Origin of the sequence: Halarcobacter sp., assembly GCF_963676935.1 — a bacterium.
In the GTDB taxonomy this organism is placed as follows: domain Bacteria; phylum Campylobacterota; class Campylobacteria; order Campylobacterales; family Arcobacteraceae; genus Halarcobacter.
Genome location: NZ_OY781470.1, coordinates 2,154,988 through 2,177,094, shown reverse-complemented (window position 1 = coordinate 2,177,094; position 22,107 = coordinate 2,154,988). Strand labels below are relative to the sequence as shown.

28 protein-coding genes are annotated in these 22,107 nt (G+C 29.5%); 21 read left to right on the top strand and 7 right to left on the bottom strand.

Translation table 11 applies throughout. The annotated features are described in order from the left end of the window. Positions 1 to 11 precede the first annotated feature (11 nt). The 7 genes from ACKU4C_RS10670 to ACKU4C_RS10640 all read right to left on the bottom strand — a co-directional run bounded on the left by ACKU4C_RS10670 (position 12) and on the right by ACKU4C_RS10640 (position 5,006). On the bottom strand, positions 12 to 953 hold the full coding sequence (locus ACKU4C_RS10670) for a cation diffusion facilitator family transporter (protein ID WP_321311836.1): 942 nt from the start codon (positions 951 to 953) through the stop codon (positions 12 to 14). 1 nt (position 954) lies between these two features. After that, the gene (locus ACKU4C_RS10665) at positions 955 to 1,254 is read right to left on the bottom strand and encodes a metal/formaldehyde-sensitive transcriptional repressor (RefSeq protein WP_321311835.1); all 300 of its coding nucleotides are present in this window, start codon (positions 1,252 to 1,254) and stop codon (positions 955 to 957) included. Between the two features lie 67 nt (positions 1,255 to 1,321). After that, the gene (locus ACKU4C_RS10660; RefSeq protein ID WP_321311834.1) at positions 1,322 to 1,651 is read right to left on the bottom strand and encodes a YnfA family protein; all 330 of its coding nucleotides are present in this window, start codon (positions 1,649 to 1,651) and stop codon (positions 1,322 to 1,324) included. A gap of 136 nt (positions 1,652 to 1,787) precedes the next feature. Next, a complete protein-coding gene (gene aroC / locus ACKU4C_RS10655) occupies positions 1,788 to 2,861 on the bottom strand; it encodes a chorismate synthase (protein ID WP_321311833.1) in 1,074 nt (357 codons plus the stop codon). 5 nt (positions 2,862 to 2,866) lie between these two features. Further along, complete coding sequence (gene rnc / locus ACKU4C_RS10650; RefSeq protein WP_321311832.1) at positions 2,867 to 3,538, bottom strand: ribonuclease III; 672 nt, start codon at positions 3,536 to 3,538, stop codon at positions 2,867 to 2,869. Positions 3,539 to 3,541: 3 nt separating this feature from the next. Beyond that, a complete protein-coding gene (gene rnhA / locus ACKU4C_RS10645) occupies positions 3,542 to 3,982 on the bottom strand; it encodes a ribonuclease HI (protein ID WP_321311831.1) in 441 nt (146 codons plus the stop codon). Beyond that, positions 3,957 to 5,006, bottom strand: a complete 1,050-nt coding sequence (locus tag ACKU4C_RS10640; protein WP_321311830.1) for a tetratricopeptide repeat protein — start codon at positions 5,004 to 5,006, stop codon at positions 3,957 to 3,959. The genes rnhA and ACKU4C_RS10640 overlap by 26 nt, the downstream gene beginning before the upstream one ends. Before the next feature lie 115 nt (positions 5,007 to 5,121). Here ACKU4C_RS10640 and dnaG point away from each other — a divergent pair, with 115 nt between their 5' ends. The 21 genes from dnaG (at position 5,122) to tolB (ending at position 22,080) form a co-directional block, all read left to right on the top strand. After that, positions 5,122 to 6,759: a DNA primase gene (gene dnaG, locus ACKU4C_RS10635; protein WP_321315871.1), complete on the top strand. Its 1,638-nt coding sequence runs from the start codon at positions 5,122 to 5,124 to the stop codon at positions 6,757 to 6,759. 46 nt (positions 6,760 to 6,805) lie between these two features. Next, positions 6,806 to 7,189 carry a Rid family detoxifying hydrolase gene (locus tag ACKU4C_RS10630; protein WP_321311829.1) on the top strand — a complete coding sequence of 128 codons (384 nt, stop codon included), beginning with the start codon at positions 6,806 to 6,808 and terminating at the stop codon, positions 7,187 to 7,189. Positions 7,190 to 7,298: 109 nt separating this feature from the next. Further along, positions 7,299 to 7,616 (top strand): 50S ribosomal protein L21, encoded by a 318-nt coding sequence (rplU, locus tag ACKU4C_RS10625; RefSeq protein ID WP_321311828.1) that lies wholly within the window; start codon positions 7,299 to 7,301, stop codon positions 7,614 to 7,616. A gap of 17 nt (positions 7,617 to 7,633) precedes the next feature. Next, positions 7,634 to 7,888, top strand: coding sequence for a 50S ribosomal protein L27 (gene rpmA / locus ACKU4C_RS10620; RefSeq protein ID WP_320034713.1), 255 nt, complete (start codon positions 7,634 to 7,636; stop codon positions 7,886 to 7,888). A 188-nt stretch (positions 7,889 to 8,076) separates the two neighbouring features. Continuing rightward, the gene (gene obgE / locus ACKU4C_RS10615; protein ID WP_321311827.1) at positions 8,077 to 9,168 is read left to right on the top strand and encodes a GTPase ObgE; all 1,092 of its coding nucleotides are present in this window, start codon (positions 8,077 to 8,079) and stop codon (positions 9,166 to 9,168) included. Between the two features lie 2 nt (positions 9,169 to 9,170). After that, complete coding sequence (proB, locus tag ACKU4C_RS10610) at positions 9,171 to 9,971, top strand: glutamate 5-kinase (protein WP_321311826.1); 801 nt, start codon at positions 9,171 to 9,173, stop codon at positions 9,969 to 9,971. 20 nt (positions 9,972 to 9,991) lie between these two features. Beyond that, positions 9,992 to 10,912, top strand: coding sequence for a methionyl-tRNA formyltransferase (gene fmt, locus ACKU4C_RS10605; protein WP_321311825.1), 921 nt, complete (start codon positions 9,992 to 9,994; stop codon positions 10,910 to 10,912). A 65-nt stretch (positions 10,913 to 10,977) separates the two neighbouring features. Beyond that, complete coding sequence (locus ACKU4C_RS10600) at positions 10,978 to 11,613, top strand: biotin--[acetyl-CoA-carboxylase] ligase (protein ID WP_321311824.1); 636 nt, start codon at positions 10,978 to 10,980, stop codon at positions 11,611 to 11,613. Beyond that, entirely contained in the window at positions 11,610 to 12,386 is a 777-nt protein-coding gene (locus ACKU4C_RS10595; protein WP_321311823.1) for an AAA family ATPase, read from the top strand. The genes ACKU4C_RS10600 and ACKU4C_RS10595 overlap by 4 nt, the downstream gene beginning before the upstream one ends. A gap of 25 nt (positions 12,387 to 12,411) precedes the next feature. Further along, the gene (locus ACKU4C_RS10590) at positions 12,412 to 13,287 is read left to right on the top strand and encodes a ParB/RepB/Spo0J family partition protein (RefSeq protein WP_321311822.1); all 876 of its coding nucleotides are present in this window, start codon (positions 12,412 to 12,414) and stop codon (positions 13,285 to 13,287) included. A gap of 104 nt (positions 13,288 to 13,391) precedes the next feature. Beyond that, a complete protein-coding gene (locus ACKU4C_RS10585; RefSeq protein ID WP_320034706.1) occupies positions 13,392 to 13,814 on the top strand; it encodes a F0F1 ATP synthase subunit B' in 423 nt (140 codons plus the stop codon). 14 nt (positions 13,815 to 13,828) lie between these two features. Then, positions 13,829 to 14,344 carry a F0F1 ATP synthase subunit B gene (locus ACKU4C_RS10580; protein WP_321311821.1) on the top strand — a complete coding sequence of 172 codons (516 nt, stop codon included), beginning with the start codon at positions 13,829 to 13,831 and terminating at the stop codon, positions 14,342 to 14,344. Then, positions 14,344 to 14,874 (top strand): F0F1 ATP synthase subunit delta, encoded by a 531-nt coding sequence (locus ACKU4C_RS10575; protein ID WP_321311820.1) that lies wholly within the window; start codon positions 14,344 to 14,346, stop codon positions 14,872 to 14,874. The genes ACKU4C_RS10580 and ACKU4C_RS10575 overlap by 1 nt, the downstream gene beginning before the upstream one ends. Positions 14,875 to 14,895: 21 nt before the next feature. After that, complete coding sequence (gene atpA, locus ACKU4C_RS10570) at positions 14,896 to 16,413, top strand: F0F1 ATP synthase subunit alpha (RefSeq protein ID WP_321311819.1); 1,518 nt, start codon at positions 14,896 to 14,898, stop codon at positions 16,411 to 16,413. Positions 16,414 to 16,422: 9 nt separating this feature from the next. Further along, complete coding sequence (atpG, locus tag ACKU4C_RS10565) at positions 16,423 to 17,310, top strand: ATP synthase F1 subunit gamma (RefSeq protein ID WP_321311818.1); 888 nt, start codon at positions 16,423 to 16,425, stop codon at positions 17,308 to 17,310. Between the two features lie 18 nt (positions 17,311 to 17,328). Further along, complete coding sequence (gene atpD / locus ACKU4C_RS10560; protein ID WP_321311817.1) at positions 17,329 to 18,723, top strand: F0F1 ATP synthase subunit beta; 1,395 nt, start codon at positions 17,329 to 17,331, stop codon at positions 18,721 to 18,723. A 14-nt stretch (positions 18,724 to 18,737) separates the two neighbouring features. Continuing rightward, on the top strand, positions 18,738 to 19,115 hold the full coding sequence (gene atpC, locus ACKU4C_RS10555; protein WP_320034700.1) for an ATP synthase F1 subunit epsilon: 378 nt from the start codon (positions 18,738 to 18,740) through the stop codon (positions 19,113 to 19,115). An 11-nt stretch (positions 19,116 to 19,126) separates the two neighbouring features. Further along, the gene (locus ACKU4C_RS10550) at positions 19,127 to 19,687 is read left to right on the top strand and encodes a MotA/TolQ/ExbB proton channel family protein (RefSeq protein ID WP_321311816.1); all 561 of its coding nucleotides are present in this window, start codon (positions 19,127 to 19,129) and stop codon (positions 19,685 to 19,687) included. A 2-nt stretch (positions 19,688 to 19,689) separates the two neighbouring features. Next, on the top strand, positions 19,690 to 20,079 hold the full coding sequence (locus ACKU4C_RS10545) for a biopolymer transporter ExbD (RefSeq protein ID WP_321311815.1): 390 nt from the start codon (positions 19,690 to 19,692) through the stop codon (positions 20,077 to 20,079). 2 nt (positions 20,080 to 20,081) lie between these two features. After that, entirely contained in the window at positions 20,082 to 20,807 is a 726-nt protein-coding gene (locus tag ACKU4C_RS10540; protein ID WP_321311814.1) for a TonB C-terminal domain-containing protein, read from the top strand. 4 nt (positions 20,808 to 20,811) lie between these two features. Beyond that, positions 20,812 to 22,080 (top strand): Tol-Pal system protein TolB, encoded by a 1,269-nt coding sequence (gene tolB, locus ACKU4C_RS10535; protein ID WP_321311813.1) that lies wholly within the window; start codon positions 20,812 to 20,814, stop codon positions 22,078 to 22,080. The last annotated feature ends 27 nt before the right edge of the window (positions 22,081 to 22,107 follow it).

The following is a 22,107-nucleotide window of genomic DNA, read 5'->3' as shown; positions in this document are numbered from 1 at the left end:
TCTTTATATATTTACCATTCAAATTGAAAAGTTGTATGTACTATTTTAAATTTTTCTTTTAAATCATGGTTTATTTCATGTAATATCTTTTCATATTTATCAAAAGAGTTTTTATCAATTTTTACGTGAGCAGTCATATTATACATATCTTGCGTTATTTCCCAAATATGTATATCATGTAATTCTATAACCTCTTCATGTTTTTCAATAAAACTTTTTATTTCCTTTAAATCAACAGGTGAACCTTCCATTAAAGTATTAATAGAATTTTTTAAAATATCTTTTGCCCATTTACCAATTACTAGCGCAACTAAAATTGCTAAAATAACATCTATAAAATACCATGAAGTAAAATGTATCACAATATATCCAATAATAATTGCAACAGATGATAAAGCATCACTAAGCATATGTACAAATGCTGATTTTAGATTTATATTTTCTTTATCCCCTTGCATTAAAATTACACCAGTGATAATATTAACAATTAATCCTATAGTTGCAACTATCATTGCCATTTTTATATCTATTGTTTGTGGATTAAAAAATCTTTCAACAGCTTCATATAAAATCCAAAATATTGATAATATAATTGTAATTCCATTTATAAATGCAGCTAAAACTTCAATTCTATAGTATCCAAATGTTTTTTCAATAGGTGCTTTTTTATTTGCAATTATAATAGCTACTAAAGAGATAATTAAAGCAAAAGAATGGGTAAACATATGAATTGCATCGGAAATCAAAGCTAAAGAATTTGATAAAAAACCATAAAAAAATTCAGTAAACATAGTAATTAATGTTATTGATAACGCCCATTTCAAAACTTTTTTATCAGCTTTTCTATGGTCATGGGAATGCCCATTGTCATGATGATGTTCATCGTGATCGTGATGATGAGTATCACCTAGATAAGGTTTATGTTCATTTAATCCAAATTTGCAAGTTTCCATATTATTTTCCATATACTTTTATTATCTCTAATAGATTATCTATTTGAGCTTCTGCTTCAATATCACTTCCATTTCTAACTTTGTTAATCATATGACCTTTTGCATAGTGTTCAATATATGAAGTAATCATTCCATTAACAGCACCTTTTATGGCAGTAAGTTGCCTAATTGTCTCATAAGGGTCACTATCTAAATGAAAGGATTCATCATTAAATTTATTCTTTAAAGAATTTACTTGACCCGATATTCGGTTAATCCTATTTTGAAGTTTTTTTCGTTCTACATCACAACAATATGCCATTTTTATTCCTTTATAGTATACCCCTATATAGTATATAAAATTGAATAAAAATAAAATAAATAAGATTTTAAGTTTTTTGATTTCCCAATAAGATAATAGAAATGCCAAGAAAGATTATTAATGAACCTAAAATATCCCATTTATTAAAACTTTGTTTTTCAATAAAATACAACCAAAGTAAAGAAGATATTATATAAACTCCACCATATATAGCATATGCTCTTCCTGCAAATTCTAAATTAACTTTCGTTAATAAATATGCAAATAAAAATAGTGAGATGAATCCAGGAAGTAAAAAATATAAAGATTTTTGAAGTTTAAAAATAGCCCAAAAGCTAAAACATCCTATTATTTCGAAAATAGAAGCTAGAAAAAAGATTAACAAATCTAAATACAATATATTTACCTTATTAATTTTATGGTAGAAATAAAAAAAGCGAAGCAAAAGCCTCGCTTGTTCCCTTTCAACTTGACCAAAGTAAAGGAAAGTTGATTATTACAAAAAAACTCTTTAATCTGAGTAAAATATTATTTTAGTTGTAAACTTTTTTTATATTTTCAACTTTGCTACTCATATTAAGAAGTAACATATCTGCAAGTACTAGTGCCATCATAGATTCAGCAACTACACTTCCTCTAATTGCAACACAAGGGTCGTGTCTACCTTTTAGTTCACAATCAACTTCATTATTGTTTATATCAATTGTTTCTTGTTTTAAAAATATTGATGGTGTTGGTTTAAAATAGATTTTTACATTAATATCTTCTCCATTACTAATACCACCAAGTATTCCACCACTATGGTTTGTTTTAAATCCATTAGCTCTTATTTCGTCATTATTTTCAAGACCTTTTTTATTTGAGCTTTCAAAACCATCACCAATCTCTACACCTTTTACAGCATTAATACCCATCATTGCATTTGCAATTTGAGAATCAAGTTTAAAATAAAGTGGTTCTCCAAGCCCAACAGGACAGTTTTGTACATTTACTAGTGCAACACCACCTACAGAGTTGTGTTCTTTTTTTGCATTTAAAATAGCCTCTTTTTGGAAATCCTCTTTATCTTTATCTAGAGAAAAAATTTCAGAGTTTTTTGCAAAATCAAAATCTGTTTTACTTGCCTTTATTCCATCAACTTCACAAATACCACTTTGAACTTTGATATCTAATTCTTTTAATAAAAGTTTGGCAATAGCTCCAGCTGCAACTCTTGCTGCTGTTTCTCTAGCACTACTTCTTCCTCCACCTCTATAGTCTCTAATTCCATATTTATGAAAATATGTAAAGTCAGCATGACCTGGTCTAAATAAGTCTTTTACATTTGTATAATCTTTACTTTTTTGATTTTCATTAAATATAACCATAGATATAGGTGTTCCTGTTGTTTGTCCTTCAAAAATACCACTTAAGATTTCAACTCTATCGCCTTCACTTCTAGCTGTGGCATAAGCATTTTTCCCTGGCTTTCTTCTGTCCATCTCTTCTTGGATAAATGATTCATCTATTTTTATTCCTGCTGGTACGCCATCAACAATACAACCTAATGCTTTTCCATGGCTTTCCCCAAAGGTAGTAAATCTAAATTTTTCTCCAAAGCTATTCATTAATCTTATCCTTTCAACTTATCAATAGCGATTTTTGCAACTGCTTGTTGCGCAAGTTTTTTACTTTTGCCTATAGCTTTACCATATGTTTTTCCATCAATCCAAATTGATACTTCAAACTCTTTTTTATGGTCAGGTCCATATGAACCCTCAATTTTATACTCAGGTATTGTTCCAAACTCAGCTTGTGTAATCTCTTGTAAAGCAGTTTTATAATCACTAAATAATACATCTAAATTGATTTTATCATATGAGTTTTCTAAAAGTTTTAAAATAATTGGCTTTAAAACCTCTAAACCTGATTCTAAATATATAGCACCCATTATAGCTTCAAAAGCATCTGAAAGAATAGAAGCCTTACTTCTTCCTTTGTTTCTTTCTTCAGCATTTGAAATAAAGATATATTCACCCAATTTTATATCATTTGCAAGTTTTGTAAATCCTGTTTCATTTACTAAACTAGCTCTGATTTTAGATAAATCTCCTTCATTTGAGTTTGGAAATTTTTTGAAAAGATACTCTCCCACAATTAAATTAAGTACAGCATCACCTAAAAACTCTAACCTCTCATTGTTATAAGGTTTCTTATAACTTTTATGGGTAAGTGCTTCGATTATCAGATCTTTGTTTTTAAACTGATAAGCCAAACACTTTTCTAATTTTGAATAGTCTGTCATTTTTTATTCCTCTTTTAATTTTTCTGCAAATGTACGCGCAAGTATATCACATCTTTCATTATGTTCATGCCCAGCATGACCTTTAACCCACTTTGCATATACTTTATGTGGTTTTGAAACCTCTAAATACTCTTGCCAAAGTTCAACATTTTTTACAGGTTTTTTTGAAGCATTTCTCCAATTGTTTCTAACCCAACCCTCTAACCATTCGTTTATTCCTTTTACAACATAACTTGAATCAGAAACAATAAATACTTCGCAGGGTTCTTTTAAAGCTTTTAATCCTTCTATAACACCTTTTAATTCCATTTGATTATTAGTAGTATCTAGTTGACCACCACTAAGCTCTTTTTCTTTGCCATTATATTCTAATATTGTTCCCCAACCACCAGGGCCTGGATTCCCTAAAGATGAACCATCACTGTAGAGATTGATTTGTTTCATTTAAACTCTTTACTAAATTGTGTTTTACATTTAATGTTAAAATAGAATGGCAATGTGGACATCTTGAATCAAAAATAGGATGTATTTGTTTACATGAACTACACATAAACTCAAAATCTATAGTTGCAGGGATTTTATGTTCATGGTTATTTAACGCAATTAAAATATCAAATACAAAATCATTACTATGTTTAATTGTTTTTAAATAACCTTTTGCATTGTATAGTTCATTTAAAATTTTATTTTGTGATATTTTATCAAAATCAAGGTCATCAAAGTTTAAATACCACATCAAATCAATAAGTTTTTTAAAATCAAATTCATTTAAATGTTCCCAAAAGAACTTTTTATTGTATTGTAAGTAAAATTGGACAATCAATCTTTGTATTTCTGGATTTTCTTTAAAAATTTCGTAAAGCTTTTCACTTTTCTTTTCAAAAGACTCTATAGGGTCGTTTATAATAGTTAAAGTATCAATATAAATTTTATCTTTTTTAATATCTACCCCAACTTCTTCTAAACATTCAATAGTCTCTTGTGCACTTTGATAATCTTTTAGTTTTTCATTTATAATTAAAAGATAGTTTAACGCATTTATATTTCTTGGAGAAAATTTTAAAATTCTCAAAAATATCTCTTTAGCTCTTTGCATAAATCCACTTTTAAAATAGGTACTACCTAAAAGTTCAAGAAGTTCCTCTTTTTTAACTCTATCTGTTACATGCTCTAAAAGTGTTAGGTAAACAGATATTGCTTTAGTGTAATTTCCCTTGTGAACAAAAGTTGAAGCTAAGAGAATAATTGAGTCAAAAGGTAGATTATATGTTTTATATAGATGCACATAGTCTTCTTCTTTTAATTTACCTATTTCAAATCTTCTTAAGAGTTTCCTATAATCTTTTCTTGCTTTTTTCTCTTTATATAAAGAGAATGAATAAGTAAGAAATGAAATAATAAAAATAAGAGTAAAAAAAACAATAATACCGAATAATGGATCTCTATACTCTAAGACTAAACTGTCCAATTAAAACCTTATCTATTTTATTTTAAGAAGATAATATAACATAAATTAAATAGATACTAAATAAAAATTTTGGATTTAAGTGATAGTTTCTGTATATATTTGGTATAATCCCCAAATGATAACAAAAGACTCTATTGAAAATCTTAAAAACCACCTTGACATAGTTGATGTCATTTCTCAATCTCTTGAACTAAAAAAAAGTGGTGCAAATTTTAAAGCGTGTTGCCCTTTCCATGGAGAAGATACTCCTTCATTTGTGGTAAGCCCACAAAAACAAATCTATCATTGCTTTGGATGTGGTGCAGGTGGAGATTCAATTAAGTTTGTAATGGAGTATGAAAAACTCTCTTACCCAGAAGCTATAGAAAAACTAGCTTCTATGTATAATGTTACTCTTCAATATGATAATAATAACAATCAAAAAAAACAAGATTTTAAAGTTATAGAAGAGGTTAATAAGTTTTATCAAAAACTTTTCGTAAACAATAAAGTTGCAAAAGATTATATGATTAGTAGAGGGATTTCAGAATTTTCTATTGAAAAATTTGAGATTGGATATGCCCCTTCATCTCATGACACGATTAATTTTTTAAAAAACAATTATTTTAATTTGGCAGATGCAAAAGAGTTAGGTTTAATAGATACAGGACATAATGGTTTATATTCTAGGTTTATAGAAAGAATCACTTTCCCTATATATTCAATTAGTGGAAAAATAGTTGGATTTGGTGGTAGAACCATAACAGGGCATAATGCAAAATATGTAAATTCACCACAAACAAAAGTTTTTAATAAATCAAAACTTTTATATGGTTATAACATTGCTAAAGAGAGTATCTATAAAAGAAATAGAATTATTGTAACAGAAGGATATCTTGATGTTATTATGTTACATCAAGCTGGATTTACTACTGCTGTGGCCACACTTGGAACAGCACTTACTAAGGATCATTTACCCTTACTTAGACGTGGAGAACCACAAGTTATAGTTGCATATGATGGTGATAAAGCAGGATTAAATGCAGCTTTTAAAGCTTCAGTTATGTTAAGTCAAAGTGAATTTGAAGGTGGAGTTGTGATCTTTGGAGAGGGAAAAGATCCTGCAGATATGGTAAAAGATGGGAAAGTTGAAGAACTTAATAGAATTTTTGCAAATCCAACATCTTTTATCCCTTTTGCAATTGATTATATAATTGGAAAATATGATATTAATAATCCTAGCCAAAAACAAAAGGCATTATATGAAGCCAATGATTATTTAAAATCATTAGGAGAGATATATCAAGATGAGTATAAAAGATATATTGCACAAAAACTAAATATTAGAGAGAGCCTTATAAAAGTATCATCAGATAATGTAAGAAAACAAGAGGCTAATTTAACAAAAATAGATATTGGAGAACTTTGTATTATAAAATCGATATTGGAAAAGCCTGATAGGTTAGATTCTGTTTTAGATATTATTGATGCTTCAATGTTTGAGTTTCACAGAGATGAGTTTGAAATTTTATTATCTGATAATAAAGATAACAGATTAATGGGTATATTATTAAATGAAAAATTAGAAATATATGATGATTCAAGATTAAAAGATGAGTTATTAGTTTTACTTTTAAAATTTTATACAAATGAATTAAGAACTATTCAATATAATCAAACTTTAGCTTTTAGAGAAAAAGCAAATCTTCTTAGAAAAATTAAAGATAACATATATCAATTAAAACAAGGTAAATTAGTAAGTTATAATTTATAATAATTTTTGTAAAATTTTTGTTTATGTAATGAACAAAAGGGAAAAAATGGAATTATTAGAAAGTAAAAACTTACCAGAGGCAATTGGACCATACTCTCAAGCAATTAGAGCAAATGGTTTTATTTATACATCGGCGCAAATACCATTAACAGCAGATGGTGAACTTGTAGAAAGAGATATCAAAAAACAAACAAGACAAGTTTTAGAAAATTTAAAAATTTTGTTAGAAGATTCTCAAAGTGCAATGGATAAAGTTATAAAAGTTAATGTACATTTAGAAAATATGGATGATTTTGGTGTTGTAAATGTACTTTTTGCTGAAGCATTTGGTGAACATAAACCTGCTAGAACAACTGTTGCAGCAAAGGAATTACCGATGAATTCTATGGTTGTTATGGATGCAGTTGCCTTACCAATAGATTTTAGATAAAAGTAAAAATATAGTTTCGCTTAAAGAAAGTTTAAACTAATATTGGCTATTATTCCGTCCCGTTAAATGTAATAGTTATTAAAAGATTGATAAATTAGAGGATTGGAATATGTACGCAATTATTAAGTGTGGTGGTAAACAGTATAAGGTTTCTGAGGGTGATATCTTAGATCTTGACTATACTGGAAAAGCTGCTAAAGAAACATTAGAAATTACTGACGTTTTAGCTATCAATGATGGTGAGCTAAAAACTGGTGATGCTGTTTCTACTGCTAAAGTTGAAGCTGAAGTAGTATTAGATGGAACTGGTGTAAATAGAGATAAAAAAGTTATCATTTACAAAAAAAGAAGAAGAAAAGATTCTAAATTAAAAAGAGGTTTCAGAAGAAGCTTCACTAAAGTTAGAATTACTAAAATCGCTGCATAAGTTTAAGGAGATAAAGTATGGCTCACAAGAAAGGTCAAGGATCTACTCAAAATAATAGAGATTCAGCTGGTAAAAGACTAGGTGTTAAAAAATATGGTGGTGAAGTTGTAAGAGCTGGAAACATCATTGTTAGACAAAGAGGAACAAAAGTACACTGTGGTGAAAATGTAGGTATCGGTAAAGATCATACAATTTACGCATTAATTGATGGTGTAGTTAAATTCGAAGTAAAAGATAAAGATAGAAAAAAAGTATCTGTTTACGCTTCTTAATAAGCTAAAAGGTAATTGTTTTTAAAGGGTGTAGTGCTTTTGCCTACACCCTTTTTTTGTTTAATAAACTATAATTTTGTTTTAAGTAGTATTATTTTAGTTATTATAGTAATTAGTAGAAATAGTGTTTAAAAAAGAGTTATAATATACTGTAGAAGTATAAACGTTTAATATATAATGGAGTAGTCGTGTTTGTAGATAGTGTAAAATTTACTGTATCATCAGGAAAAGGTGGACAAGGTTGTGCCTCTTTTAGAAGAGAAAAATTTGTTGTAAAAGGTGGACCTGATGGTGGAGATGGTGGAAAAGGTGGAGATGTCTATTTTCAAGTAGACAACAATACTGATACACTATCTTGGTTTAAAGGTAGGACAGTATTAAAAGCAAATAATGGTAAACCTGGAGAAGGAAGAAATAAAACTGGAAAGTCTGCAGAGTCTTTAGTTTTAGTTGTACCTCCAGGAACACAAATTATTGATAATAATACAGGAGAGGTTCTTCTTGATATGTTAGAAGAGGGACAAAAAGAGTTGCTTCTTGAAGGTGGAAAAGGTGGATTAGGTAATACTCACTTTAAAAATTCAAGAAATCAAAGACCTACATATGCCCAACCGGGACTACCCGGTCAGAGTTTAGAATTAAGGCTTGAGCTAAAGCTTATTGCAGATGTAGGGTTAGTTGGATATCCAAATGTTGGTAAATCAACTTTAATCTCTACAACTTCAAATGCTAGTCCAGAGATTGCAAATTATGAGTTTACTACTTTAACACCAAAATTAGGTGTGGTTGAAGTAGGAGAATATAGCTCTTTTGTTATGGCTGATATTCCAGGAATAATTGATGGTGCAAGCGATGGAAGAGGTTTGGGAATAGAGTTTTTGAAACATATTGAAAGAACAAAAACTTTATTATTTATGATTGATGTTGCAAACTATAGAACAATTATTGACCAATACAAAGTATTAAAAGAAGAGGTTAAGAAGTTTTCAGAAGAATTAAGTGGAAGAAATTTTGCTATAGCATTAACAAAAATTGATGCTTATTATGGTGAAGATCTTGAAGGTGATATAAAAGCTTTTATAAATGAATTAGGTTTAGAAGTTGCCCAGTCAAATGATTATGGATTTGATAAGACTCTACCTTATTATGTTCAAGATTTAACATTTAATAAATTTGATGAAAGTAAACCATTTTTTGTTTTACCTTTATCTTCTGTAACACATTTAAATACAAACTCTATTAAGTTTGCACTATATGATTTAATAGGACAAAATAAATAATTATGGAACAAAAAAATAAAAGAATAGTAATTAAAGTTGGTAGTGCAGTTTTAAGAGAAGATGATGTATTAGCTGTTACTAGACTTAATAATTTAGTTGATTTAATTGCTAAATTAAAAAAAGAAAAAAATAATGAGGTTATACTTGTTAGTTCAGGTGCTGTAGCAGCTGGTAATACAAAACTTAACCTTGATAGAAAACTTATATTAAATAGACAAGCTTTGGCAGCAATTGGTCAACCTTTATTGATGAAATTTTATAAAAAAAGATTTAGAGAACATGACTTAAAATGTGCACAAATGCTTTTAGTTGAAGAGGATTTTGATTCAAGAAGACGTTCTAAAAATGCAAGAGGCGTTATGGAGATTCTTCTTGAAAATGATATTATCCCAATTTTAAATGAAAATGATGTAATTGCAAATCAAGAATTATTAATTGGAGACAATGACCAACTAGCAGCAAGGGCTGCATATTTCTTTGGTGCAGATTTATTAGTTATTTTATCTGATGTGGATGGTTTATATGATTCAAATCCACATGAAAATAAAGATGCAAAGATGCGAAAAATAGTTGATAAGATTGAAGAGTATGAATTAGAGATGAAACACACTCCAAATTCAGAATTTGCTACAGGTGGAATTGTTACAAAATTAAAAGCAGCAGATTATGTTATGAAAAAAGGAATTCCTATGTATTTAAGTTCAGGATTTGATTTAACTAATGCATGGGATTTTTTAGTAGATGATAACCATAATAGTGGGTCATTATTCAGAGCTAATATTGTAGATAACTATTTTCTTTAGAAAAAATTGAAAGGATTATAATGAGTAAAAAAGTTCTATTTATGGGAACCCCAGATTATGCAACTGAGATTTTTAAGGAGTTACTTAATAGTCAATATGAAGTGATAGGACTTTTTACACAACCTGATAAACCTGTAGGAAGAAAACAAGTTATTACTGCTCCGCATATAAAACAATATTGTATAGATAACTCTATTGATTTACCAATTTTTCAACCAGAAAAACTAAGAGGAAATGAAGAAGCGAGAAATCAAATTGAAAATTTAAAACCAGATTTTATAATTGTAGCTGCATATGGGCAGATTTTGCCTAAAGAGATTTTAAATATAGCTCCATGTATAAATCTTCATGCTTCATTACTACCAAAATATAGAGGTGCAAGTCCAATACAAGAATCTCTACTAAATGATGACGAATTTACAGGTGTAACTTCAATGTTTATGGAAGAGGGACTTGATAGTGGTGATATTTTAGCATTACAATATCTAAAAATAACTCCTACAATGGAAGTAAAAGAGGCTTTTGATAAGTTATCATCAATAGCTGCAAAATTAACTATAACTACATTAGATAATTTTGAGTTAATAAATCCAAAAAAACAAAATGAGTCTGAAGTTAGTTTCTGTAGAAAAATAAAAAAAGAGTATGGATTAGTTAATTTTAAAAGTGCTAAGAAGCTTTTTTTAAAATATAAAGCATATTCTTATTGGCCAGGTGTATTTTTAGAATCAGGCTTAAAATTAAAAGATATAGAATTAATTGATATAGATAGTAAAAATACTGAAGGTAAAATTATATCTTTTGATGAAAAGGGTGTTATTATTGGATGCAAAAAAGGAAAAATTCTTATTTCAACTATACAAGCTCCATCAAAAAAAGCCAATAGTGCTTTAGATTTTATTAGGGGTAAAAGATTATCTCAAGGTGATATATTAAATTAATACTAAGCTGTTTTAAAATTATTATATTTTATTATATATTGAAAAAATATAAGTTATAATGTTTTATGAAAATTATTTTTTTAGATGAAATCGATTCAACACATACATATTTAAAAGAACTTATAAATAAAGAGGGATATTCTTATCCAATTTGTATAAGTACTGAAATGCAAACAAATGGACAGGGAAGTAGAGGAAACTCTTGGACTGGGAAAAAAGGAAATTTATTTTTTTCTTTTGTTTTAAAAAAAGATGAATTGCCAAAAGATTTGGAAATTCAAAGTGCTTCAATATATTTTTCTTTTCTTTTAAAAAATATACTTTCTTCTAAAGGTTCGAATTTATGGTTGAAGTGGCCAAATGATTTTTATATAGATAATAAAAAAATTGGTGGGACTATTACAACTGTAACTAAAGATTTGATATATTGTGGAATAGGCTTAAATCTTTTAGATGTATCTGATGAATTTGGTAAACTTGATATAAAAATTGATAAAAAAGAGTGTTTAGAAATTTATTTCGATTCTTTGGAAAAAAGAATCTCTTGGAAGGATATTTTTAGTCAATTTAAGATAGAATTTCAAAAAAGCAGAAAATTTAAAGCTACAATAAATAATAAAAAAATTTCTTTGGAAAATGCCATTTTGTTTAGTGATGGTTCTATAGAAATCAATAACACAAGGGTTTTTAGTTTAAGATGACAGAAGTAATTGCAATTGCAAATCAAAAAGGTGGTGTAGGTAAGACTACTACTGCGGTTAATTTGAGTGCAGCCTTAGCCTTAGAGGGTAAAAAAGTATTATTAATTGATGCTGACCCACAAGCTAATGCAACAACATCTTTAGGTTTTCACAGAGATACTTATGAATATAACATTTACCATGTTATGCTAGGTACAAAAGAGCTAAATGAGATTATTTTAGACTCAGAAATTGAAAATTTAAAAGTTGCGCCCTCAAATATAGGTTTAGTTGGAATAGAAAAAGAGTTCTATAAAAATTTAAAAGATAGAGAATTGGTATTAAAAAGAAAAATTGATCCAATTAGAAAAGATTATGATTATATTATAATTGATTCGCCACCAGCATTAGGACCAATTACTATTAATACACTTAGTGCATCTAATTCTGTATTAATTCCTATTCAATGTGAATTCTTTGCATTGGAAGGTTTAGCACAATTATTAAATACAATTAAATTAGTTAAGCAAACTATTAATAGGCAACTGCAGATAAGAGGATTTTTACCAACTATGTATAGTTCTCAAAATAACTTATCAAAACAAGTTTTTGCAGACCTTGCACAACATTTTGAGAATAAACTATTTAAGATTGATCAATCATCATATGTAGTTATTCCAAGAAATATTAAGCTTGCAGAATCTCCAAGTTTTGGAAAACCAATTATGCTTTATGATTCATCAGCAATTGGTACAAAAGCATATACAAACCTTGCACGTGCAATTGCAGGTTAAATAAATTTAAATTAGGATTTGTCAAATGGCGTTAGGTAGAGGATTAGGTGAATTATTAGGTGAAGTTGAGACAGCATATACTAACTCAAATAGTAATAATACAAATCATTACAATAATTCTATTATGGAATTAAGTGTAGATTTAATTAAACCAAACCCTAACCAACCAAGAAAAATATTTGATGAAGATAAATTAAGAGAGTTAAGCGATTCAATTGTTGAACATGGACTATTACAACCTGTTACTGTTAGAGAAGATGGTAAAGGTGGTTATATTCTTGTTGCAGGGGAAAGAAGACTAAGAGCCCATAAATTAGCAAATTTGGATACAATAAAAGCAACAATTATCGATATTGAAGAGTTCAAATTAAGAGAACTTGCACTTATTGAAAATATTCAAAGAGATGATTTAAATATTATTGAATTAGCTTACTCTTATGCACAACTTATTAACGAACACGCTATTACTCACGAAGAGTTAGCAAAAAGAGTATTCAAAAGTAGAACATCTATAACAAACACTTTAAGATTATTACAATTATCGTCTTATGTACAACAAATGTTAGCAAACAATAAAATCTCTGCTGGACATGGTAAAATTATGTTAGGACTTGATGAAGATTTACAAAAGAAAGTTGCTGATTCAATTTATGGACAAAAGCTTTCTGTTAGAGAAACTGAAAATCTTGTTAGAGAATTAAAATCAAATAAAGATAGTGAAGATAAAAAACCTTCTAAAAAACAGAAAAAAGTTTATGACTTTAAACCTTTAGAAAAAGCTATTGAAAATCTACAAAAATCTGATTTAAAAGTTAAAGCTGAAAAAAACTATTTTAAGATAGAAATTAGGTCTCAAGAGGACATTGAGAAAATTTCTAACTACTTTGGTAACACTTTTTAAATTTCTTTTACGAAAACCTACATTTTAATAAAATTTTATAATTCTTTTCGATAATATATAGTCAGTTTTAGTCAAACTAAACTGTAAAAAATATGGAGGAATGAATGTTAGACATAAGTCCTGTATTGTTGCTTGGTTCAGCAATCATCTTTCTTCTAGTTGTTGCTAGACTAAACAGTTGTTTATTCGTACCACTATTAAAGCATATGGACGATAGAGCAGAATCTATTAAAAAAGATTTAAAAGATGCTCAATCGAACTCTGCAAATGTAGATGGTATTTTAGAGGAAGCAAGTCATATTCTTGCTGAGGCTAAAAAAGAAGCGGCTGCTGTTAGAGAACAAGCATATACTGAAGCAAAAGAAGTAGCTGATGCAAAACTTGCAAGTGCTAAAGAAGAGCTTGAAGCTAAATCAGTTAATTTTTCTAAAGAATTAGAAGAAGAGGCGAAAGCTTTAAAAGAGTCGTTAGTAGCTGCAATGCCTCAATTTAATGAGAGCCTAAAAGCTAAGATTAGCTCAATTTAAAAGGGAGGTTGAAGTTGAAAAAATTATTATTGATTGGATTAGCAGCTTTAGCTCCTGTGGCGTTATTTGCTAATAGTGAAGGTGCGGAAACAGATATAATTCAAAGAACCGTTAACTTTATTATCTTTGCTGGAATTTTATGGTATTTACTTGCTGATAAGATTAAAGCATATTTTGCTGGAAGAACTGCTTCTATTCAAGCTGAGCTTGATAAAGTACAAGATTCTTTAAAAGCATCTCAAGATAAAGTTGAAGAAGCTAACAAAAAACTTGAAGAAGCTAAAGCCTTAGCAACAGAGATTGTTGATGGTGCAAAAGCTGATGTAGATTCAGTTAAGAAAAGAGTTTCAGATGCAGTAGATGCTGAAATCGCTAATTTAGAGAAAACTTTTGATGAAAGAATCAAAGTTGAAACATCGAAAACAAAGAGACAAATTGTTTCTGAAGTGCTTGATGAGCTATTAAGTTCAGAAAATGTTTCTTTAACTCAAGATGAGTTAGCAAACATTGTTCTTAAGAAGGTAGCGTAATGAATGATTTAATAGCAAAAAGATATGTAAAAGCATTATTGGATGGTAGAGATGTAGAGTCTGCAACTGCTATTTGTAATGATTTAAAAACTATCTCAGCAGCATTTTGTGATGAGAAGTTTAATTCAATACTTGCTTCATCTGAAGTTAAAAGTACTGAAAAAGTAGAATTGGTTATTTCATTTTTAGAAAAAAGTAGTGATGAGTTAAGTAACTTTATCAAACTACTTGGAACAAATAAAAGATTAGATCTAATTCCAGCAATTGTAACTGAATTAGAAACAAAAATCGCTAAAATGAATAATACATATACAGGTGTAGTTTACACTAACAAAGAATTAACTACTGACTATGTTTCTTCAATTGAGAAACAATTTAGTAAAAAATTTGATGTTAAGTTAACACTATCACAAAATGTTTGTGATTATGATGGTATCAAAGTAGATATTGATTCTCTTGGTGTTGAGATTTCGTTCTCTAAAGAGAGACTTAAATCACAAATGATTGATCATATTTTAAAAGCAGTTTAGAATTTATAAAGGAGAAATTGAATGGGTGCAAAAATTCAAGCAGACGAAATCAGTTCTATCATAAAAGAGAGAATTGATAACTTTGAATTAAATGTAGATGTAAATGAAACAGGTAAAATCATCTCTTTTGCAGATGGTATTGCTCAAGTTTATGGTCTTAAAAATGTTATGGCTGGGGAGCTTGTAGAGTTTGAAAATGGTGAGAGAGGTCTTGCTTCAAACTTAGAAGAGTCTTCAGTTGGTGTTGTTGTACTTGGATCTGGAGATGGTCTTAGAGAAGGTTCTTCTTGTAAAAGATTAGGTAAACTTCTAGAGACTCCAGTTGGTGAAGCTATGGTAGGTAGAGTTGTAAATGCTCTAGGTGACCCAATTGATGGTAAAGGTGCTATTGAATCTTCTGAATCAAGATTTGTTGAAGAAAAAGCTCCTGGAATCATGGCTAGAAAATCAGTACATGAACCACTACAAACTGGTATTAAAGCAATTGATGCACTAGTTCCAATAGGAAGAGGTCAAAGAGAGCTTATTATTGGTGATAGACAAACTGGTAAATCTACAGTTGCTATTGATACAATTCTTAACCAAAAAGGTGAAGATGTTGTTTGTATTTATGTTGCAATTGGTCAAAAAGCTTCTTCTGTTGCTTCTGTTGTTAGAACTTTAGAAGACTCTGGTGCTATGGACTATACAATTGTTGTAAATGCAGGTGCTTCTGAATCTTCAGCATTACAATTCTTAGCTCCTTATACAGGTGTTACTATTGGTGAGTATTTTAGAGATAACGGTAAACATGCGTTAATCGTTTATGATGATTTATCAAAACATGCGGTTGCATATAGAGAGATGTCTTTATTATTAAGAAGACCTCCAGGTAGAGAGGCATTCCCAGGGGATGTATTCTATCTACACTCAAGATTATTAGAAAGAGCTGCTAAAATGTCTGATGAAAATGGTGCTGGGTCTATGACTGCATTACCAATTATTGAGACACAAGCAGGAGACGTTGCGGCATATATTCCAACAAACGTTATTTCTATTACAGATGGTCAAATTTTCCTTGAAACAAACCTATTTAACTCAGGTATTAGACCTGCAATTAACGTTGGTTTATCAGTATCAAGGGTTGGTGGTGCTGCACAAATTAAAGCTACTAAACAAGTTGCTGGTACATTAAAATTATCACTTGCTCAGTTTAGAGAGTTAGAAGCATTTGCACAGTTCGCATCAGATCTTGATGAGTCTACTAGAAAAGAGTTAGAACTTGGTCAAAGAATGGTTGAAGTACTTAAACAAGGTGTTAATAAACCATTAGTTATTGAAAAACAAATTGTAATTATTTATGCTGGTACTAAAGGTTACTTAAATGATGTAGCTGTTGGTGATGTTGTTAAATATGAAGATGAGTTACACACTTTCATTGAGCAAAAATATGCAAATATTTTAGATGACATTAAATCTAAGAAAAAATTAGATGATGAAACAGAAACAGCATTAAAAGCTGCATTAGAAGAGTTTAAAACTGTTTTTAATGCTAAATAAGGATAGTCTATGGCTAACTTAAAAGAGATAAAATTAAAAATTGGAAGTGTTAAAAACACTCAGAAGACTACAAAAGCTATGAAGCTTGTATCTTCTGCAAAACTTACTAGAACTAGACAATTGTCTGAACAATCTAGAAGTTATGCAAAGAAGATTAATGCAGTACTTTCTGAGATCGCAAACAGAGTTAGCAATGTTCAAGATGGGGGAAATACTAATAAAGCATTTATCCCAGTTGAGAACCCAAAAACTGTTGATTTAGTTTTTGTAACTGCTGACAAAGGTCTTTGTGGTGGTTTTAACATGGCAACAATTAAAACAGTTAGTAAACTTGCAGCTGAGTATAAAGCAAAAGGTGCAAATGTAAGATATAGAGTAGCTGGAAGAAAAGGTGTTGATTATTTTACTTTCCAAGGTGAAGAATTAGCTCAAAAAGTTTCAGACTTATCTTCTGCTCCTGATTATGATAGAGCTGCTGAGTTTATTGGTGAAGTAGTTAAAGATTTCCAAAATGGTGAAACTGATAAAGTAATATTAGTTTACAATGGATTCTTGAATATGCTTACTCAAGAGATTAGAGTAACAGAGCTATTACCAATTAGCTTAGATAATGTTGAAGTTTCTGAAAATGAAACATCTATGTTAGAGATAGAACCAGATGATGATGAAGAAGTGTTAGAAGAATTAACAGGTAAATATATTGATTTCAATATGTATTACTCATTAATCGATTCTTTAGCAGCAGAGCACTCTGCTAGAATGCAAGCTATGGAAGCTGCAACTAATAATGCAAAAGATAGAGTTAACTCTTTAACAGTTGAATATAATAAAGCTAGACAAGCTGCAATTACAACAGAGCTGATAGAGATTATCAGTGGTGTTGAAGCATTAAAATAATACAAAGGAGCTGCCCGTATGAAAGGTAATATTATTCAGGTAATGGGTCCAGTAGTTGACGTAGAGTTCGACGGATACTTACCAGAAATTAATGAAGCAATCGAAGTTACATTAGCAGATGCTAATAAAGACAGATTAGTTCTTGAGGTTGCTGCACACATTGGAGATAGCAGAGTTAGAACTATTGCTATGGATATGACTGAAGGTTTACAAAGAGGTCAAGAGTGTACTGCACAAGGTGGACCAATTCAAGTTCCAGTTGGAGAAGCTGTACTTGGAAGAATTTTTAACGTAATTGGTGATCCAGTTGATGAAGGTGAAGCAATTCCTGAAGATACAACTAGATGGTCAATCCACAGAGCTGCTCCAACATTTGAAGAGCAATCTACAAAAACAGAAATGTTTGAAACAGGTATCAAAGTAGTTGATTTACTTGCACCATATTCAAAAGGTGGTAAAGTTGGACTATTCGGTGGTGCTGGTGTTGGTAAAACAGTTATTATTATGGAGCTTATCCATAATGTTGCGTTCAAACACTCTGGGTACTCAGTATTTGCTGGTGTTGGTGAAAGAACAAGAGAAGGTAATGACCTTTACTACGAAATGAAAGACTCTAATGTACTTGATAAAGTTGCATTATGTTATGGTCAAATGAGTGAGCCTCCAGGTGCAAGAAATAGAATTGCATTAACTGGTCTTACTATGGCTGAGTACTTCAGAGATGAAAAAGGTCTTGATGTACTTATGTTCGTTGATAACATCTTTAGATTTGCACAATCAGGTTCTGAGATGTCAGCATTATTAGGAAGAATTCCTTCAGCGGTTGGTTATCAACCAACACTTGCTTCAGAAATGGGTAAATTACAAGAAAGAATTACTTCAACTAATAAAGGTTCAATTACTTCTGTTCAAGCTGTTTATGTACCAGCAGATGACTTAACTGACCCGGCTCCTGCTTCAGTTTTTGCTCACTTAGATGCTACAACAGTACTTAACAGAAAAATTGCAGAAAAAGGTATCTACCCAGCGGTTGATCCACTAGATTCAACTTCAAGAATCTTAAGTGCAGATATCTTAGGTGAAGAGCACTATGCAGTAGCAAGAGGTGTTCAATCAGTACTTCAAAAATATAAAGATTTACAAGATATTATTGCAATTCTTGGTATGGATGAGTTATCTGAAGAAGATAAATTAGTTGTTGCTAGAGCTAGAAAAATTGAAAGATTCTTATCTCAACCATTCTTCGTTGCAGAAGTATTTACAGGTTCTCCTGGTAAATATGTTGAGTTAAAAGACACTATTGAAGGATTCAAAGGAATCTTAGATGGTAAATATGACGATATTCCAGAAATGGCATTCTATATGGTTGGTGGAATTGACGAGGTTTTAGCAAAAGCTGAAGGAATGAAATAATTAAAGGCGGCTTTATGGATACATTAAAATTATCGATAGTTGCACCAAATGGTCTAATTTTTAGTGATGATGTAAAAAGCGTTACTCTACCTGGAAAAGAGGGTGAGTTTGGTGTCCTTCCAGGACACGCGTCTTTAGTATCATCATTAACAGTTGGCGTAATTATTATTGAAAAAGCAGGTTCAACAGATGCAGTGGCTATTAACTGGGGACACGTAAAAGTTTCTGAAAGCTCTGTAGATGTTTTAGTTGATGGAGCAGTAGCACTTACTTCAGGTGCTGACTCTGAAATCGCTAAAAATATTGAAGCTGCAAAAGACTTAGTAAACTCTGTTAAAGATGCAAATGTATCATTAGCAGCAGTAGAAGCTAAAATTAATTCATTTGCATAGAATTAGTGTAGATGATTGATACAGCTTTAAATTATTTAAATAATGGCAGTGCAATAACACTTTTAGTGTTATTGACACTATCATTTTACTTCATTATATGTTTCTGGCTTTTTATTTATAGATTTTTATCTTTAAAATCTTTAATATTTAACGAAAGAAAATCTTTGGATGATTTAACATCTAGAAGTGCAACACTTAGTCCAATGTCTTCTTTAAATAAATGTTCAAACTCTGTACATACGAAAGAGATATTACATGCTTGTGAGATTAATATTATAAAAGATGCTAGTAGTGGTATTACTTGGTTATCTATTATTGCATCAACTTCACCATTTGTTGGTCTTTTTGGAACAGTAGTTGGTATATTAGAATCTTTCGCAAAGTTTTCAAATGAATCGAAAGTTGGATTTTCTGTTATTGCTCCTGCAATAAGTGAAGCATTAGTTGCAACAGCAGCTGGTATTTTTGTAGCTATATTTGCTTATACTTTTCATCAAATATTAGTAAGAAAAGTTTATGAGTTAAATACTTATTTAAAGGCACAATCTCAAATTTTAATTGCTAAAGGTTAAGAGTGTACGATTACAATCAAAAACCTGATTTAAATATTACACCATTAGTTGATATTATGCTAGTACTTTTAGCAATATTAATGGTAACTGCCCCTGTGATTGAGTTTGAAGAACCAATTAATCTTCCTAAAGGAAGTGCCTCAAAACAAATTCAAGCTGTAAAAAAAATTGATATAGTAGTAACTAAAAATAGGAAAGTATTGATAAATAAAAAAAGATACGATTTAGAAAATTTTTCTGATAACTTTTTACTTTTTGCAAAGGGTAAAGACAGAAAAACTCCTATCCATATTCGAGCAGAAAAAAGTTTAATTTATGATGATATAATGCATGTTTTAAAATCAGTAAAAGAGGCTGGTTTTTATAAAGTTGCATTAATAACTGATGGATAATCATGCAAGAAAAAGGTTATTTTTATCTAGCAGGTGTAATATCAGCTAGTTTATATTTACTAATCTGTTTATCTTTTTTAATTTATATAAATGCTCCAAAACCTAAAAAATATGATTCAAGCAAAACTACAGTTTTAGAATTAGATTTGATTTCTACAAAAGCAGATAAAAAAAGTGCTGCTCAAAAAACACCTCAAAAAGCTGAAAAGGTAGTTAAAAAATCAACTTCACGTTCATCTAAACAAAAAGCAGATTTTAAATCATTATTTGCAAATGTAAAAACTACTGCAAAAAAAGTTGAAGAAAAAGATGTAAATGCTGTAAAAGAATCTTTAGATCCAAGTAGATTTAAATCAAAGTTTCAAAAACAAAAGAAAACGGATAATAATACGGTTTCTAAACTTTTAAAAGATGTTAAAACAACAACTAATCTTCCATCAAATAGTTCTACTTCAAATGGTGAAGAGGATGAATATTTTTCAAAAATAAAAGAGATATTATGGCAAAGATGGAATCCAAAACTATTAGAATCAGGTCTTGTTGTAAAAGTTCTTGTAATGATTTCAAGTAGTGGACAGTTTGATTATAGAATAATGAAATATTCAAATGACCAACGTTTCGATGAATCATTAAAAGAGTTTTTGGAATCTCAAATTAATGAGCAATTCCCTAGACCAAAAATTAATTCAAAAGTTGATATTATTGTGAACTTTAAATCAGAAGGATAAATAAATGAATAGATTTTTATTTTTAATTATAGCTTTTACTACTTTTTTATTTGCTGCCGATGCAGAACTTGATATTGTTAAGAAAAGTACAAATTTACCAAAAATTGAAATTTCAGTTGCACCAGGTGCTATGAATAAAGAGTTAACAAACAAAGTTAAGAGATTAATTGAAAAAGACTTAAAAATTAGTGGACATTTTGATGTTATAGACTCAAATGAAGTTGTAGAGTTTAACAAATTGCCAAATATGTTAGCTTTATCAAATAAAGGAACAGATTTATTTTTAAATATAAGTTCAAGTGTTAGCGGTTTTGGAGGATATTCTGTTGACTTTAAATTATTTGATATTAATTCAAAACAACAAGTTTTATCTAAAACTTTATCAACTTCAAAAGAGGATAGATATCCTTTTTTAGCTCATAGAATTGCAATTGCCGTTAATAAACAATTAAATGCTCCATCAATTGATTGGATGGATAAATTTGTTATATTCTCTTTATATAAAGAAGCTAAAAAAGCTGATATTATTATTGCAGATTATACACTTAGCTTTCAACAACCAGTTATAAAAGGTGGTTTAAATATTTTCCCTAAATGGGCAGATAAGAAAAAAGGCGATTTTTATTACACTACATATGATAAAGGTATCCCTACACTTATAAAAACTAATCTTTATAATAGAAAAAAAGAAGTTATTATGAAAAGTGAGGGTATGGTTGTAGCATCTGATATAAGTAGTAATGGAAGAAAACTTTTAATTACTGCAAGTCCAGATTATCAACCAGACATTTATCTTTATGATACTCAAAGAAAAACAAAAACAAGATTAACAACATATAAAGGTATTGATGTTGGTGCACATTTTGTTGAAAATGATTCAAAAATTGTTTTTGTATCTGATAGATTAGGATATCCTAATATTTTTGCAAAAAAAATAGGTAATAGAGGTGTTGAAAGACTTGTATATCATGGTAGAAATAACTCTTCTGCAACAACATATAAAGATTATGTAGTTTATACAAGTAGAGAAAGAGATAATGAGTTTGGTAGTTATACATTTAATCTTTTCCTTATGTCAACTAAAAGTGATTTCTTAGAAAGATTAACTGCTAGTGGAAGTAATCAATTTCCTAAATTTTCTAAAGATGGAGAATCTATTATATTCTTAAAAAATATGAAAGGTAGAAGTTCTATTGGTATTATTAGATTAAATCAAGGTAAATCATTTCTTTCTCCTCTTAAGAATGGAAAAATTCAATCAATTGATTGGTAATTTTATAAACTAACAAAAAAAACTTAC

Bases quoted from the DNA above. Each gene is read 5' to 3' on its own strand.
- ACKU4C_RS10540 (WP_321311814.1), top strand. From the start codon at position 20,082: ATGCAAGAAAAAGGTTATTTTTATCTAGCAGGTGTAATATCAGCTAGT.
- ACKU4C_RS10665 (WP_321311835.1), bottom strand. From the start codon at position 1,254: ATGGCATATTGTTGTGATGTAGAACGAAAAAAACTTCAAAATAGGATT.
- ACKU4C_RS10670 (WP_321311836.1), bottom strand. From the start codon at position 953: ATGGAAACTTGCAAATTTGGATTAAATGAACATAAACCTTATCTAGGT.
- ACKU4C_RS10590 (WP_321311822.1), top strand. From the start codon at position 12,412: ATGGCGTTAGGTAGAGGATTAGGTGAATTATTAGGTGAAGTTGAGACA.
- fmt (WP_321311825.1), top strand. From the start codon at position 9,992: ATGAGTAAAAAAGTTCTATTTATGGGAACCCCAGATTATGCAACTGAG.
- ACKU4C_RS10595 (WP_321311823.1), top strand. From the start codon at position 11,610: ATGACAGAAGTAATTGCAATTGCAAATCAAAAAGGTGGTGTAGGTAAG.
- rpmA (WP_320034713.1), top strand. From the start codon at position 7,634: ATGGCTCACAAGAAAGGTCAAGGATCTACTCAAAATAATAGAGATTCA.
- ACKU4C_RS10630 (WP_321311829.1), top strand. From the start codon at position 6,806: ATGGAATTATTAGAAAGTAAAAACTTACCAGAGGCAATTGGACCATAC.
- ACKU4C_RS10585 (WP_320034706.1), top strand. From the start codon at position 13,392: ATGTTAGACATAAGTCCTGTATTGTTGCTTGGTTCAGCAATCATCTTT.
- ACKU4C_RS10550 (WP_321311816.1), top strand. From the start codon at position 19,127: ATGATTGATACAGCTTTAAATTATTTAAATAATGGCAGTGCAATAACA.
- atpA (WP_321311819.1), top strand. From the start codon at position 14,896: ATGGGTGCAAAAATTCAAGCAGACGAAATCAGTTCTATCATAAAAGAG.
- rnhA (WP_321311831.1), bottom strand. From the start codon at position 3,982: ATGAAACAAATCAATCTCTACAGTGATGGTTCATCTTTAGGGAATCCA.
- rnc (WP_321311832.1), bottom strand. From the start codon at position 3,538: ATGACAGACTATTCAAAATTAGAAAAGTGTTTGGCTTATCAGTTTAAA.
- ACKU4C_RS10600 (WP_321311824.1), top strand. From the start codon at position 10,978: ATGAAAATTATTTTTTTAGATGAAATCGATTCAACACATACATATTTA.
- proB (WP_321311826.1), top strand. From the start codon at position 9,171: ATGGAACAAAAAAATAAAAGAATAGTAATTAAAGTTGGTAGTGCAGTT.
- rplU (WP_321311828.1), top strand. From the start codon at position 7,299: ATGTACGCAATTATTAAGTGTGGTGGTAAACAGTATAAGGTTTCTGAG.
- atpC (WP_320034700.1), top strand. From the start codon at position 18,738: ATGGATACATTAAAATTATCGATAGTTGCACCAAATGGTCTAATTTTT.
- atpG (WP_321311818.1), top strand. From the start codon at position 16,423: ATGGCTAACTTAAAAGAGATAAAATTAAAAATTGGAAGTGTTAAAAAC.
- tolB (WP_321311813.1), top strand. From the start codon at position 20,812: ATGAATAGATTTTTATTTTTAATTATAGCTTTTACTACTTTTTTATTT.
- ACKU4C_RS10575 (WP_321311820.1), top strand. From the start codon at position 14,344: ATGAATGATTTAATAGCAAAAAGATATGTAAAAGCATTATTGGATGGT.
- dnaG (WP_321315871.1), top strand. From the start codon at position 5,122: ATGATAACAAAAGACTCTATTGAAAATCTTAAAAACCACCTTGACATA.
- aroC (WP_321311833.1), bottom strand. From the start codon at position 2,861: ATGAATAGCTTTGGAGAAAAATTTAGATTTACTACCTTTGGGGAAAGC.
- atpD (WP_321311817.1), top strand. From the start codon at position 17,329: ATGAAAGGTAATATTATTCAGGTAATGGGTCCAGTAGTTGACGTAGAG.